Below are 13,614 nucleotides of genomic sequence, written 5' to 3'. Positions count from 1 at the left end.
TTATCCTCTCTTTTTGCTGTCCATACTGATGAACAGGGAGAGGAAAGGGGATAAGGGACATGAAAAAATATTATCTGCTCTTTTTTGCTTTATTTCTTTTACTAATGAGCTGGGAAAGCCAGAAAGAAGCGCTGGCTGTCTTTGCTGACAATATGGTGCCTGAGCAGTCGATTCGTTTGCGGATTCTCGCCAATAGCGATACCCCGGAAGATCAGCAGTTGAAGCGCCAGGTGCGCGACCGTGTAATTGAATCGGTGAAAGGATGGGCCGGGGGGGCGGAGAGCTTCGATGATGCTCGAATAGTCATCAGCAACCATCTGCCGGAGCTGCAGAGGATTGTAGATGAGACGATTAAGGAGAAGGGTTTCTCCTATGCTTCGCGCGTGGAGCTTGCGCCAACCGATTTCCCGACGAAAATGTACGGAACACAGGTGTTTCCGGCCGGACAGTACGAAGCTGTTCGGATTACCATTGGTAACGCGGAAGGAAAGAATTGGTGGTGCGTGCTGTTTCCACCGCTCTGTTTTGTGGATATTACCAATGGAGATGCGCAACAAAAGCAGGCTGATGCAGATCGGCAGAAGAAAGACGGAAATCAAATTCAAGTGCGGTTCTTTTTGGTAGAATTGTTCCATAAATTATTCACATAGTAAGGAAACTCTGTCGAAGTGGCAGGGTTTCTTCCTTTTTTTCGTGAAAATCGTGAGGAAAGAAGGAGAGGATAGAAAAATGGAAGTCAATGATAGTACAGATAACGACAAGACGGTGTGGAAAGGGCTGCTTATTTTTTTAATTCCGCTTATGTTGAGTAATGCGCTGCAATCGATCAGCGGCACCGTCAGCAGTATTATGCTGGGACGATTCATCGGAGTGAATGCGCTTGCGGCAGTGTCTGCATTCTTTCCGATGTTTTTCTTCCTTGTCTCGTTCGTTATCGGACTTGGAAGTGCAAGCTCTGTACTGATCGGGCAGGCGTACGGAGCGCAGAACTATGAACGGGTCAGAGCGGTGATGGGGACGACGCTGACAACGACGTTTTTGTTAGGAAGCCTGCTGGCGGTCATCGGCGTATTATTTGCGGAAGATATACTAGGCATGATTGGTACACCGGCCAATATTCTGGAAGATTCGGCGGCCTATGCGCGTATTTTCTTCTATGCAATTCCGATTCTGTTCCTGTATATCAGCTATACGACATTTATTCGCGGTACGGGCGATTCGAAAACGCCATTTTATTTCTTGATCATCAGCACGGCATTGACTGTCGCGCTAACACCGGTGTTGGTTCTCGGGTTATTTGGTTTTCCGGAACTTCGGATTAACGGGGCGGCCTGGGCTAACGTTATTGGTTCGCTGGTTACGTTTGTGATTTTCCTTATTTATTTGCGTCAGGCCAATCATCCGCTGCGCTTTAATCGGGAGGCACTGCGCCATTTGAAAATTGATGGCGCGATTTTTAAACTGCTGATTAAAATTGGGATTCCAACGAGCGTGCAGATGGTACTCATTTCACTGGCGACCATTGCCGTCATTTCTTTCGTCAATCGCTTTGGCTCACTGGCGACCGCGGCTTACGGTGCGGTAAATCAGGTGGCCAGCTATGTGATGATGCCTGCAATGAGTCTGGGGATGGCAGTGTCCATCTTCGGCGCCCAGGCGATTGGTGCAGGAGTGTTTGAGCGGTTGAAGAAAGTAATCCAGGCAGGAATTGTATTGAACTATATCATCGGAGGTCTATTAATAGTCCTTACGTATACGTTTGCCGGCGTCATTCTTTCTTTGTTCATCACAGAAGCGCAGACCATGGAATTGGCACATGAACTGCTGCGCATTACATTATGGAGCTACCTGATTTTTGGCCATGCGAGCGTTATGTCCGGGATTATGCGTTCAAGCGGTACTGTATTCTGGCCGACCGCCTTATCCATCGCCTCTATATGGGGAGTGGAAGTGCCGGTTGCTTATATACTGTCCCATCAAATCGGAATTGTGGGCATCTGGATCGCCTATCCGATTGCATTTACGGTTAACCTTCTTTTGCAATTCGGATATTATCAATTTTTCTGGAAAAAGCAGCGTCATACACAACTCATCCAGTAAGTTATCCACAAGATATACACAACTTGTGGATATGTTGTTTATTGCAAAGGAAAGAGGGAGCAGGTATAACTAAAAAAGAGCACAATTTAGTAGAACTGAGGGTTTTTCAATGAATCAGAGAACAAAGTACTGGAATGTGGATAAGATTGTGGATGGCCTGGAAGATTATCCACAGGTCCATGAAGCCGCAGCAATAGTAAGAAATAATGGGCTGATCGCGTTTCCGACAGAAACGGTATACGGGCTTGGCGGTAACGGACTTGTGGATGAAACAGTGGAAAAAATCTATACCGCGAAAGGCCGGCCGAGTGATAATCCACTGATTCTCCACATTGCCGACCGGGTTCAATTGAATGAATTGGTGGCCGAAATACCGTTAATGGCCGAAGCGCTTATGGAGGCATTCTGGCCGGGACCGCTGACCATTGTATTTCCGAAAAAACCGGGTGTGGCGATGCGCGCGTCCGCCGGTCTGGATACAGTGGCGATCCGTATGCCGGACCATCCGCTGGCTCTGGCATTGATTCGAGCGGCACAGCTTCCGATTGCCGCACCAAGCGCCAATCTCTCCGGACGCCCTAGTCCGACGACCGCGCAGCATGTACTCGAAGATTTGGACGGACGGATTGACGGAGTGTTGGATGGCGGTCCGACCGGCATCGGCGTAGAGTCTACGGTTGTGGATATTACGGGAGACGTGCCCATGATCCTTCGTCCGGGCGGTGTCACGGCGGAGCAAATCGTCGAGATCACGGGAGAAGTAGCAATCGATCCAGGCATTCTGGGCGAGGAGGCAGCGCCGAAATCACCGGGGATGAAGTATCGGCACTATGCGCCGAAAGGAGAGATGTGGCTGGTCCGTGGCGAGAATCCGGCCCAGATGACACAGCGCGTCCGCGAACTCGCGCGCGCTGCAGCCGATGAAGGAAAGAAAGTCGGCATTCTGGCAACCGAAGAATCCGTTCATAGCTATGACGGAGGGTATACAGTGGTCCCCTGCGGAGAGCGAAGCGATTTGATTAGCGTAGCCCGTCGTCTTTATGATGTACTGCGGCAGTTTGACCAGGCAGGCGTAGATGTAATTTTCGCTGAGACGTTTCCGGAGAGCGGCGTTGGTGCAGCTATCATGAATCGGCTTGCGAAAGCTGCAGGCAATCGCTATCTCTAATCCGCATATCCTGTACGATTGTGCATATCTTGTCTATATAGACAAACTTTGATGTTTCGACATTTGTTTGGTGGTATGGGGGTTAGATTTGCCTTGCATGAAAAAAAGGGAAGCGTCTCTTTTTTCATCTTTTCAACTTCTTTTTCCCCTGCCTCTTCCCTCACTCCGCGAACGAATGTCGATTTATCAAGTGTAAATGCACATAGACAGGAGGAATGGATGTGGGCATAGAATGGGAGGCGTTGCAGTGGGGGGAACTCATTACGTTGCTGATGATCGGGACGGCCCTCGGCATGGATGCTTTTTCGCTTGGCATTGGCATGGGGATGAGCGGCATCCGGTTGCTGACCATTTTAAAAGTGAGTTTGACTATTGGTATTTTTCATATTGTTATGCCGTTGATTGGCATTGGCCTCGGGCTGTTTCTTACTTCATATGTGGGCCATGTCGCCGCATACATCGGAGGGATGATTCTTGTCGCACTGGGGCTGCATATGCTGTGGAATGCTTTTTTTGGCGGCAAAGAGAGAAGCCCTCTGTTGAAAACAACGTTCTGGGGGCTTTTGTTATTTAGTTTTAGTGTAAGTCTGGACGCGCTCTCGGTCGGTTTCTCGTTCGGACTTTTCCGTGTTAACGTTATGCTGGCGGTATCCATCTTTGGCTTAATGGGGATGGTGCTGGCGGCGGCAGGCCTTCTGCTGGGTAGAAGGGTCGGAAGCTGGTTTGGGGAATATAGCGAAATTTTCGGGGCCGTCATTCTGCTCGGTTTCGGGATTAAATTTTTGCTGTAGGAGCCTGACCGATGATAGCGGCGGAACTTCTGTTGATTAGTGCGGGAACCGGATTGACTACGGTGGTGGGGGCGCTTATGACATTGTTTGTTGGGATGCCGGGACATAAACTTATGGCGTTCTACCTTGGTATGTCCGCAGGTATTATGGGGCTGGTTATTCTGGCTGATCTGCTGCCGGCCGCTTTTCGCGGTGGAGAGTGGTTTGGTGTGTTGCTTGGAATTACGGTTGGATTTTTACTCTTGAAAATACTCCGCCATATAATGAGTGCGCACGGAAAACACGGGGCAGAGCACAGCGGGGAACATCGGCGTACACCGCAGGAATGGCGCGGATCCGGATGGATGATGGCGGCTGCACTGGCGTTTCATCATGTGCCGGAAGGGGTAGCGATCGGTGCGGGATTTCAGACGCATCACCATGCGGGCGTGATGATCGCGCTATCGATGTCGCTGCACAATATTCCCGAAGGAGTTGGACTGGCCGCTCCGTTTTTGCTGGGAAGTATGCGCCAGCGTTCCATTCTATTGCTCGCTTTTCTTATCAGTCTTAGCATTCCGGCGGGAGCCTGGTTGAGTGGATTGTATTTTATGTCGACTCCGCAGGCCATTACTTTCGGTATGTCGTTTGCGATTGGCGCTATGGCGTATCTTGTCTGGAAAGAGCTTGGTCCGGCGGGGCTTGCCATGCACGCATTAAGCGCGCAATTAGGTATGCTGGTAAGCCTGGCAGCGATGATGCTGCTCCATCTGATGATGTAACTAATACTGGAAAAAGAAGGGCACAATAGAGTAGAATATGGTGGCTAAACTTGCAATCTCGGACAATTCCGATGACAATGAAGAAGAGTAGGAAAGGGGAGAACTTGATGCGTATTTTGTTTGTTTGCACCGGTAATACATGCCGCAGTCCGATGGCGGAGAAAATGTTGAAAAAGATTGCGGCGGACCGTGGAATCGACGTGGAAGCGAAATCCGCCGGATTGTTTGCGTCTGCAGGATCGGCTGCATCAAAGCATGCTGTCACTATTCTTGAGCGGCAGGGTATTACAGAAAAGCACTCTTCACAGGCGGTAACGGCCGAGTTGATGGAGTGGGCCGATCTTGTTATGACAATGACCGAGTCCCACAGAAATACGCTCCTGCAGCAGTTCCCTGAATTCCGGGAGAAAGTGTATACGCTGAAAGAATATACAGACACGTCGGAAGAAGCCCAGGAGCGTCTTGCGGAATTGAATCGGCTGTATGAACGGTTAGAACAGAAGCAGGAAAAGTTCATGGAAGAACATCGCGAAGAAATTCAAAAGTTGGAAGACGAGTATCAGGAGCTGTACAGCAGGCTCGAACAGGTGCGCGAGAAGCTCGATGATTGGAAAGAGCGCATTATGCAGGCGACCGTAGAAGAGCGAAATCAAATCGCCATCCTGGAAAGCCAGACTCCGAACTATGATGTAGCCGATCCGTTCGGCGGAAGTCTTTCGGAATATGAAGCATGTGCACAGGAAATAGAAGGGGCATTAAAGCGTCTCGTTGACATTTTGCAAGAAGATGCAAATTTTTCATCATAGACAAGCTAATTTGATTAATAAATAGCCCCTGTTTCATCCGATAAATAAGGATAGAAGGACTTTATCTTTTGAGGCGGCAGGGGGGAACAGCATGAATAACAAACCTACGCATTCGTTTGGTTTGGTTAAAAAGCTTGTGCTCGGCATCAGTGGGCTATCGGCTGTAACGTATGGAACAAGCGGTTTTTTCATTTTTGTTATAAGCGATTATGTAACACATATCATTCCGTACTGGTTATTTATACTGTTGACGCTGGGACTCGGCGTATTCTGGTCAGGTGTGTTCGGCTGGTTGATCGCACGCTGGATCGTAAAACCGATCGTTGAACTGGAACAGGCGGCATCCCGCGCATCTGCGGGTGATTTGCGTGTGGACATCGGGGAGTTGAAGTCGGGAGATGAGATTGCCGCGTTATCCCGCTCGTTTGCTTTGATGATCAGCAACCTGCGTGCGATGATTAACGATATTAACCAATCGTCTGAACATGCCGCGGCGAGCGTGAGTGAATTAACGGTGGCGTCGGATGAAGCCGCATTACAAATCGAACAGATTAGCGTAACGATGGATCAGATTACACAAGGCGCAGAAAATCAGGCACGCCATACAGAGGCGATGGTCGAATCGGTGGAAGCGGTGGGCGAGCTATCACGGGAGGCGGCCGAACATGCGGAAAGCTCCCGCAATCTGTCCCGACAGATGCTTACCACGCTTGCGGAAAGCGGCAAAGTGGTCGAATCGCTGGTAGAAGGTATGCATAAGCTGGCACAGGAAAATGAACAATCGATTGAGACGGTGCGCCGTTTGGAGCAAAACGCGGCACAAATCGGCAGCATTACCCGGGTCGTCAGCGAACTGGCCGATCAGACCAATTTGCTGGCGCTGAACGCAAGCATTGAAGCAGCGCGTGCAGGCGAGCACGGCAAAGGGTTTGCGGTTGTAGCCGACGAGGTGCGGCAGCTGGCTGATGAGAGCGGCAAAGCAGCTTCAAATATTACAGCGCTGATTGAACAGATGCAGCGTGAGGTAACGGGCGCAGTAAGACAAATTCAGGGACAGGTGATTATTGCGGATACGGAATCCAAGCGCGGCGAGCAGACAATGCAGGCGCTGCGCAACATTTCCAGTTCGGTGCATGAGGTCGTTGCATCCGTGGAACGAATTGCGGCACTGATTGAGCGGCAAAGCGAAAGCATGAAGGTCATGATGAAAGATGCCCGCGATGTGGCCCAGGTGGCCCATGAAACGTCACGCGGCGCGGAAATCGTTTCTCAGGCCGCGCAGGAGCAGACAGCGTTTATGGAGGAAGTGGCGGCAGCCGGACAGGTGCTGCGCACCCAGTCGGAGCAGTTGAAGGAGTACGTCTCAAAGTTCCAGTTGTAACAGAGAGGAGAATGCATGGTGGCAGATATCTCTTTACAGTATGTGCAACTTGCGAACGGGGAAAGGATCGGCTATCGAGAACGAGCGGGCGGTACGCGCCCGCTCGTTCTTGTGCACGGCAATATGACATCGTCTGTGCATTGGGATGTTTTTATGGAGGCGCTGCCTCCTGAATATAAAGTATATGCGGTGGATATGCGAGGATTCGGTGAATCAAGCTACCATACACCTATCGATTCGCTGCATGATTTCGCTCTGGATTTGGACGATTGGGCGAGAATAGTGGGGCTGTCGTCTTTCGTGCTGATGGGCTGGTCCACCGGGGGCGGAGTGGCAATGGATTTCGCGGCCGATCATCCGGATAAAGTAGAGAAGTTGGTACTGCTGGCATCTGTGGGCACGAGAGGCTACCCGATTTTCAAAAAAGATGAACACGGCCAGCCCGATATTACACAGCCGCTGCGTACGAAAGAAGAGATTGCCCTGGATTTGGTCCAGGTACTTCCGATTCTGCGGGCGTATGAGACGAGGGATAAAGATACGCTACGGCAAATATGGGAGATGCTCATTTATCACGACAATAAGCCGGATGAAACGCGCTATGACAGATATCTGGAAGATATGCTGACGCAGCGCAACCTGGTCGATGTCGATTATGCACTTGCCATGTTCAATATCAGCAGCGAAACCACCGTGATGGGCGAAGGAAATGGCAAAGCGTCGAAGATTACGATGCCGGTTCTCGTTTTAAGCGGGAAAAAGGATCGCGTTGTGCCGGAGCAGATGGCGCTGGATATTCAAAAAGATATCGGGGAAAATGCGCGCCTTCGTTATTTGGATACCGGGCACTCGGCGCTAATTGACGACCTGCCAGGATTGGTCCGCGTCGTTACAGAGTTCATTGAAGAATAAATTAGTTCATGGGTGTTTGAGTATTATAATATGATTCTAAGCATAATGCAAAGAAAATTCTTACAAATCAAAACGATTTATTTCCGAACGTTTTTTGTTATATAATCAAAAATGTACAGTTTTTTCGTTTCCAAGCACAAAAATCCTCTATGCATTTGCTTTCAATAGGTTATAATACAAAAAGAAGCAGATGGATTACAGAAACGGAGGAATCCAGACGTGAAAGTCGCAATTGCCGCTGACCACGGTGGTTATAAATTAAAAGAGGAAATTAGAAAGTATCTCGAGTCTACAGGCATCGAATATAAGGATTTCGGGTGTAATTGCGAAGATTCGGTCGACTATCCGGATTATGCATTGCCGGTGGCTGAGAAAGTTGCAAAAGGCGAATTTGACCGCGGTATCCTTATCTGCGGTACAGGCATCGGCATGTCGATTGCCGCCAACAAAGTCAAAGGCATTCGCTGTGCGTTGGTACATGATTGCTTTACGGCGAAGGCTACGCGTGAGCACAACGATTCCAATATTCTGGCGATGGGTGAGCGCGTTATCGGGCCCGGATTGGCTTTAGAAATTGTGAAAATCTGGCTTGAAACGGAATTTTCCGGCGGCCGCCATCTGCGTCGTGTGGAAAAAATTAAAGAAATTGAGGACAAACAGTAGGTCCTTGACGAAGGCAGTGTGAAAACCTGTGAAGATGGAACAGTTAAGGCAAGACATCAGCTCCATTATGGAGGATCTCCTGGCGGCCAAACCGCTCGGTGAGAATCATATTCTTGTCTTCGGTACAAGCACCAGCGAGATTATCGGTAAACGAATTGGCTCTGCAGGCAGTGAGGAAGTCGCCGCAGCGCTGTATGGAGCGATTGAAGAGGTAAGGCAGGAACATGGATTTTCCGTAGCGTTCCAGTGCTGTGAGCACTTAAACCGGGCGCTTGTAATAGAAAGGGAAACAGCGGAACGTTTCGGCTGGCCGGAGGTAACCGTTGTGCCTGTTCCGCGCGCCGGAGGAGCTATGGCTTCGCATGCGTTTCGGCAGATGCGGGATGCGGTAGTGGTGGAAACCATTCAGGCCGATGCCGGCATTGATATCGGGGATACATTCATCGGTATGCACATAAAGCCGGTGGCCGTGCCGATTCGTCCGCGTACAAAGCAGTTGGGTGAAGCACATGTAACGATGGCGGTGACGCGTCCGAAACTTATCGGCGGCTCCCGCGCAGTATACGAGCGCACCTGGCCGGAAGAAAGCTGTCATTAATCTAAGCGTTTTATGAGGAGGAGAAGAGAGGATGCTTGAACAAGTGAAGAAACACGACCAAGAAGTAGCAGAAGCCATCAAACTGGAATTGGGCCGTCAGCGATCGAAAATTGAACTTATCGCTTCCGAGAACTTCGTCAGCGAAGCGGTAATGGAAGCCATGGGTACGGTATTGACCAATAAGTATGCTGAAGGATATCCGGGCAAGCGCTATTACGGCGGATGCGAGTATGTGGATATCGTAGAAAACCTTGCACGCGACCGTGCGAAGCAATTGTTCGGCGCTGAGCATGCCAATGTGCAGCCTCACTCCGGCGCACAGGCAAACATGGCCGTCTATTTCGCATTCTTAAAGCCGGGAGACACCGTGCTCGGCATGAACCTGTCCCATGGTGGACACCTGACACACGGCAGTCCGGTTAACTTCTCCGGTACACTGTACAATTTCGTGGAATATGGCGTAGATAAAGAAACACAAGTGATTGATTATGAGGATGTCCGCAAAAAGGCGGAAGAGCATAAACCGAAAATGATCGTAGCGGGCGCAAGCGCATATCCGCGCGTGATTGATTTCGCCAGGCTGCGTGAAATCGCGGATAGCGTGGGCGCATACTTGATGGTGGATATGGCGCACATCGCAGGTCTTGTGGCGACCGGCCACCATCCGAATCCGGTGCCGTACGCTGATTTTGTCACAACGACGACGCACAAAACGCTGCGCGGACCCCGTGGCGGTATGATTCTGTGCCGCGAAGAGTATGCGAAAGCGATCGATAAATCCGTATTCCCTGGCATTCAGGGCGGTCCGTTGATGCATGTCATCGCATCGAAGGCTGTCGCATTCGGAGAAGCGTTGAAGCCGGAATTCAAAGAGTACAGCGCTCGCGTCATCGCAAATGCTAAACAGTTAGCTGAATCGTTAAAAGAAGAAGGGTTTACACTTATTTCCAGCGGTACGGATAACCATCTGATTCTTATTGATGTACGCAACATGAATCTGACGGGAAAAGACGCCGAGCATCTGCTGGATGAAGTGGGCATCACCTGCAACAAGAATACGATTCCATACGATCCGGCCAGCCCGTTTGTTACCAGCGGTATCCGCATCGGTACGCCGGCTGTTACAAGCCGCGGCTTTGACGGGGAAGCGATGAAAGAAATCGCGGCTATTATGGCGCTTTCCCTGAAAAATCCGCAGGACGAAGCCAAGCAGGATGAAGCTCGCCAGCGCGTCGCTGCTCTTTGCGAGAAATTCCCGATGTATCCGAATCTGGAGATTTAGTTTAAATTGAAATAAGAAGAAAGCGGGATGCATACCTTGTATCCCGTTTTTTCGTGGTATAGGACCGGCAACGCCCGCGAGTTTTTCTTATTTCTTTTTCGTTTTAAACCATGCATCTCGAATCCTATTCTGCTATAATATATCGCAGTGCAAAAAACTGTGAACAGTGACGACATATTTTGATAAGCAGACAGGAGGCTCCCCCGATGGGAAAAGTGTACGTATTTGACCATCCGTTAATTCAACACAAATTATCGTATATTCGAGATAAAAATACGGGTACGAAGGAATTCCGCGAGCTGGTGGATGAAGTCGCAATGCTGATGGCATACGAAATCACACGCGAAATGCCGCTCAAAGAAATTGAAATCGAAACGCCGGTCACCACCTGTAAGACGAAAGTCATCGCAGGAAAGAAAGTTGGGCTCGTTCCGATTCTTCGTGCTGGCCTCGGCATGGTAGACGGCATGCTAAAGCTGATCCCGGCCGCAAAAGTCGGCCATGTCGGCCTGTACCGTGACCCGGAAACGCTGGAGCCGGTAGAGTATTACGTAAAGCTTCCGAGCGATATTAACGAGCGTGAGCTGATTGTCATCGACCCGATGCTTGCTACCGGAGGCTCCGCTGCCGCCGCGGTAACGGCTCTGAAAAACCGCGGTGCGCAAAACCTGAAACTGATGTGCCTCATCGCAGCGCCGGAAGGCATCGAGAAATTCCAGCAGCTTCATCCAGATATTGACATCTATGTGGCCGCAGTGGACGAGCAATTAAACGATCACGGTTACATCGTACCCGGTCTCGGAGATGCGGGTGACCGCCTGTACGGAACGAAGTAACGCGCAAATGGGGTGAAACTTTGACCAGAAGAAAGATTATGACCGTGTTTGGTACACGGCCGGAAGCGATTAAAATGGCGCCGCTCGTACATAAACTGCGTCAATATGAAGAGCTTGAACCGTTCGTCTGCGTTACGGCGCAGCATCGTCAAATGCTTGACCAGGTGCTGGATATTTTCTCCGTTACGCCGGACGCCGATTTGAATGTGATGAAAGACCGGCAGACGTTAACCCAGATTACGACTCGTGTACTGGAAGGGCTTGACGAGATTATGAAAGCGGAAAAGCCGGATATGGTACTTGTTCACGGCGATACGACAACGACATTTGCCGCGAGTCTGGCGGCGTTTTACAATCAAATTCCGGTAGGCCATGTGGAAGCGGGCCTGCGCACATGGAACAAATACTCGCCGTATCCGGAAGAGATGAACCGTCAATTAACGGGTGTCATCTCTGATCTGCATTTCGCGCCGACCGCACAGGCGGCAGAAAATCTGAAACGGGAAGATAAAAGGGACGATGTAATTTACGTTACCGGGAACACGGTCATTGACGCGCTAAAAACTACGGTGCGCGACGATTACAAGCATCCGGTACTGGAGGAATTTGCCGGGAAGAAGCTAATCTTAGTGACCGCCCATCGCCGGGAAAACCTCGGGGAGCCGATGGCGCGCATGTTCCGGGCTATTCGTCGTCTGGTGGACAAACATGAAGATATCGCCGTTGTCTATCCGGTTCATCTTAATCCGGTAGTACAGGAAGCCGCCAACAAGTATTTGGGCGAGCATGGGCGAATTCAGCTTATCGCTCCGCTGGGCGCGGTTGATTTCCATAACTTTATGTCCCGCGCGTATCTAATCTTGACCGATTCCGGTGGGGTACAGGAGGAAGCGCCTGCATTCGGTGTGCCGGTGCTTGTACTTCGCGACACGACGGAACGCCCGGAAGGAATCGAGGCGGGTACATTAAAATTAGCTGGCACGGATGAAGAAAAGATTTTCACTTTGGCCGATGAATTGCTAACCAGCCGGGAGGCATACGATCAAATGGCGAAGGCCGTTAACCCGTATGGCGACGGGGAAGCGTCCCGGCGCATTTGTGAAGCCATTCTGTATTATTTCGGGCTGCGCGGCGAGAAGCCGGTACCTTTCCTTCCGAAAAGCTTACAGCGATAAAGGTAAAGAGGAGTGCATTCTTTTTAAGAATGCGCTCTTTTTTGTGAAAAATCCACGCATGTCCCGGGTAGTCTGTCCATACCGATTCCAATCTGTCTCATAGTATGCAATAAGCGAATTCTCAAGGAGGGAATTGGTTATGCCAATCAAATTTGATGACTCGGCAAATGTCAATGAATGTGAAGGTACTATCGTCACGCCCGGCAACCTGACGCCGGCCGGGGAACGTATCGTAAAAGTACCTGTTCTTCTGCAGGAAGTATCGGTTCAAATTCCGCTTCGAGCCAAGATTAAATTCTGCGATCCGGTACTCGAAATCAAAAAAATCAAGAAGCGCGTGAAGGTGACCCAGTGTCGTCTGATTCAACCGCGCAGCACGCGAGGACCGCGCGGCAAGCTGTTCCTCAGCGGTTTTGTCCGCAAAAATATCCAGTATGCAACGCCGTGGGATGCTGATAAGGATGAAGTATTCTCACGTCTGCGCTCGCTGACTGTCGACATACCGTTCGATTGTGTCGTGGATATCGATAAATTCCTGACGCCGCCGGTAGGACCTTTCTTCAACGTACGGCGCGAGTTTGACTTTCTGGTAAACAAGCCGCTGCCGAGCGGATTCCCGGAAAAAGACGAACTGATGTCTACAGACTTATCCCAGTTCCACCAACAAAGCACGGAATTCTTCAATGAAATTGTCTTCTGCGAACTGGTGCGCAGCGAGATTACCGAGTGGGATGAAGCAACAAACCGCAAGCCTCTTAAGAAAGGACCGTTTGAAGAAGGAACCTTTACGGAGCTTGTGGAAAAAATGGTGCTGGACCTTACCCTCAAGGTTCTGCAAAACCAACAGGTACGTGTTCAGTCCAAGGAAAGGGATCATGAAGAGTAAAGCAGCGAAAAATCCACGCATGTCCCGAGTAGTCTGTCCATACCGATTTCATTCTGCTTCATAGTATGTAGTAAGCCAATTCTTAAGGAGGGAATTGATTATGTCAATCAAATTTGATGACTCGGCAAATGTCAACGAATGCGAAAGTACCATCGTCACACCCGGCAACCTGACACCGGCCGGGGAACGTATCGTAAAAGTACCTGTTCTTCTGCAGGAAGTATCGGTTCAGATTCCGCTTCGAGCCAAGATTAA

The 13,614-nt window shown here is 50.1% G+C and carries 14 protein-coding genes; all 14 read left to right on the top strand.

Going from position 1 to position 13,614, the window contains the following annotated elements; genetic code table 11:
* Positions 1–59 precede the first annotated feature (59 nt).
* The 14 genes from spoIIR to ADA01nite_RS09515 all read left to right on the top strand — a co-directional run bounded on the left by spoIIR (position 60) and on the right by ADA01nite_RS09515 (position 13,359).
* The gene (spoIIR, locus tag ADA01nite_RS09580) at positions 60–650 is read left to right on the top strand and encodes a stage II sporulation protein R (protein WP_146809735.1); all 591 of its coding nucleotides are present in this window, start codon (positions 60–62) and stop codon (positions 648–650) included.
* Positions 651–729: 79 nt separating this feature from the next.
* Complete coding sequence (locus tag ADA01nite_RS09575) at positions 730–2,100, top strand: MATE family efflux transporter (RefSeq protein WP_146809734.1); 1,371 nt, start codon at positions 730–732, stop codon at positions 2,098–2,100.
* A gap of 109 nt (positions 2,101–2,209) precedes the next feature.
* Positions 2,210–3,268, top strand: a complete 1,059-nt coding sequence (locus ADA01nite_RS09570) for an L-threonylcarbamoyladenylate synthase (RefSeq protein WP_146809733.1) — start codon at positions 2,210–2,212, stop codon at positions 3,266–3,268.
* 227 nt (positions 3,269–3,495) lie between these two features.
* Positions 3,496–4,059, top strand: a complete 564-nt coding sequence (locus tag ADA01nite_RS09565) for a manganese efflux pump MntP (RefSeq protein WP_371863549.1) — start codon at positions 3,496–3,498, stop codon at positions 4,057–4,059.
* 11 nt (positions 4,060–4,070) lie between these two features.
* A complete protein-coding gene (locus tag ADA01nite_RS09560) occupies positions 4,071–4,820 on the top strand; it encodes a ZIP family metal transporter (RefSeq protein WP_146809731.1) in 750 nt (249 codons plus the stop codon).
* 107 nt (positions 4,821–4,927) lie between these two features.
* Entirely contained in the window at positions 4,928–5,626 is a 699-nt protein-coding gene (locus tag ADA01nite_RS09555; protein WP_170230215.1) for a low molecular weight protein arginine phosphatase, read from the top strand.
* A gap of 91 nt (positions 5,627–5,717) precedes the next feature.
* A complete protein-coding gene (locus ADA01nite_RS09550; protein WP_146809729.1) occupies positions 5,718–7,007 on the top strand; it encodes a methyl-accepting chemotaxis protein in 1,290 nt (429 codons plus the stop codon).
* A 15-nt stretch (positions 7,008–7,022) separates the two neighbouring features.
* Positions 7,023–7,919, top strand: coding sequence for an intracellular short-chain-length polyhydroxyalkanoate depolymerase (phaZ, locus tag ADA01nite_RS09545; RefSeq protein WP_146809728.1), 897 nt, complete (start codon positions 7,023–7,025; stop codon positions 7,917–7,919).
* 219 nt (positions 7,920–8,138) lie between these two features.
* Positions 8,139–8,582 (top strand): ribose 5-phosphate isomerase B, encoded by a 444-nt coding sequence (gene rpiB, locus ADA01nite_RS09540; RefSeq protein ID WP_146809727.1) that lies wholly within the window; start codon positions 8,139–8,141, stop codon positions 8,580–8,582.
* A gap of 34 nt (positions 8,583–8,616) precedes the next feature.
* Positions 8,617–9,180: a TIGR01440 family protein gene (locus tag ADA01nite_RS09535; RefSeq protein ID WP_146809758.1), complete on the top strand. Its 564-nt coding sequence runs from the start codon at positions 8,617–8,619 to the stop codon at positions 9,178–9,180.
* Between the two features lie 31 nt (positions 9,181–9,211).
* Complete coding sequence (gene glyA / locus ADA01nite_RS09530; protein ID WP_146809726.1) at positions 9,212–10,462, top strand: serine hydroxymethyltransferase; 1,251 nt, start codon at positions 9,212–9,214, stop codon at positions 10,460–10,462.
* Positions 10,463–10,668: 206 nt separating this feature from the next.
* The gene (gene upp / locus ADA01nite_RS09525; RefSeq protein ID WP_146809725.1) at positions 10,669–11,298 is read left to right on the top strand and encodes a uracil phosphoribosyltransferase; all 630 of its coding nucleotides are present in this window, start codon (positions 10,669–10,671) and stop codon (positions 11,296–11,298) included.
* Positions 11,299–11,336: 38 nt separating this feature from the next.
* Positions 11,337–12,473, top strand: a complete 1,137-nt coding sequence (wecB, locus tag ADA01nite_RS09520) for a non-hydrolyzing UDP-N-acetylglucosamine 2-epimerase (RefSeq protein ID WP_218029546.1) — start codon at positions 11,337–11,339, stop codon at positions 12,471–12,473.
* 139 nt (positions 12,474–12,612) lie between these two features.
* A complete protein-coding gene (locus ADA01nite_RS09515; protein WP_146809723.1) occupies positions 12,613–13,359 on the top strand; it encodes a CsxC family protein in 747 nt (248 codons plus the stop codon).
* Positions 13,360–13,614 lie beyond the last annotated feature (255 nt).

Source organism: Aneurinibacillus danicus (assembly GCF_007991215.1).
In the GTDB taxonomy this organism is placed as follows: Bacteria; Bacillota; Bacilli; order Aneurinibacillales; family Aneurinibacillaceae; genus Aneurinibacillus; species Aneurinibacillus danicus.
The sequence above is the reverse complement of the archived record's forward strand: the minus strand, read 5'-3'. Positions and strand labels throughout refer to the sequence as shown.

Coding starts and splice junctions, on each gene's coding strand:
- ADA01nite_RS09570 (WP_146809733.1), top strand. CDS start 2,210: ATGAATCAGAGAACAAAGTACTGGAATGTGGATAAGATTGTGGATGGC.
- ADA01nite_RS09560 (WP_146809731.1), top strand. CDS start 4,071: ATGATAGCGGCGGAACTTCTGTTGATTAGTGCGGGAACCGGATTGACT.
- ADA01nite_RS09535 (WP_146809758.1), top strand. CDS start 8,617: ATGGAACAGTTAAGGCAAGACATCAGCTCCATTATGGAGGATCTCCTG.
- spoIIR (WP_146809735.1), top strand. CDS start 60: ATGAAAAAATATTATCTGCTCTTTTTTGCTTTATTTCTTTTACTAATG.
- wecB (WP_218029546.1), top strand. CDS start 11,337: ATGACCGTGTTTGGTACACGGCCGGAAGCGATTAAAATGGCGCCGCTC.
- upp (WP_146809725.1), top strand. CDS start 10,669: ATGGGAAAAGTGTACGTATTTGACCATCCGTTAATTCAACACAAATTA.
- ADA01nite_RS09555 (WP_170230215.1), top strand. CDS start 4,928: ATGCGTATTTTGTTTGTTTGCACCGGTAATACATGCCGCAGTCCGATG.
- ADA01nite_RS09550 (WP_146809729.1), top strand. CDS start 5,718: ATGAATAACAAACCTACGCATTCGTTTGGTTTGGTTAAAAAGCTTGTG.
- ADA01nite_RS09575 (WP_146809734.1), top strand. CDS start 730: ATGGAAGTCAATGATAGTACAGATAACGACAAGACGGTGTGGAAAGGG.
- phaZ (WP_146809728.1), top strand. CDS start 7,023: ATGGTGGCAGATATCTCTTTACAGTATGTGCAACTTGCGAACGGGGAA.
- glyA (WP_146809726.1), top strand. CDS start 9,212: ATGCTTGAACAAGTGAAGAAACACGACCAAGAAGTAGCAGAAGCCATC.
- ADA01nite_RS09515 (WP_146809723.1), top strand. CDS start 12,613: ATGCCAATCAAATTTGATGACTCGGCAAATGTCAATGAATGTGAAGGT.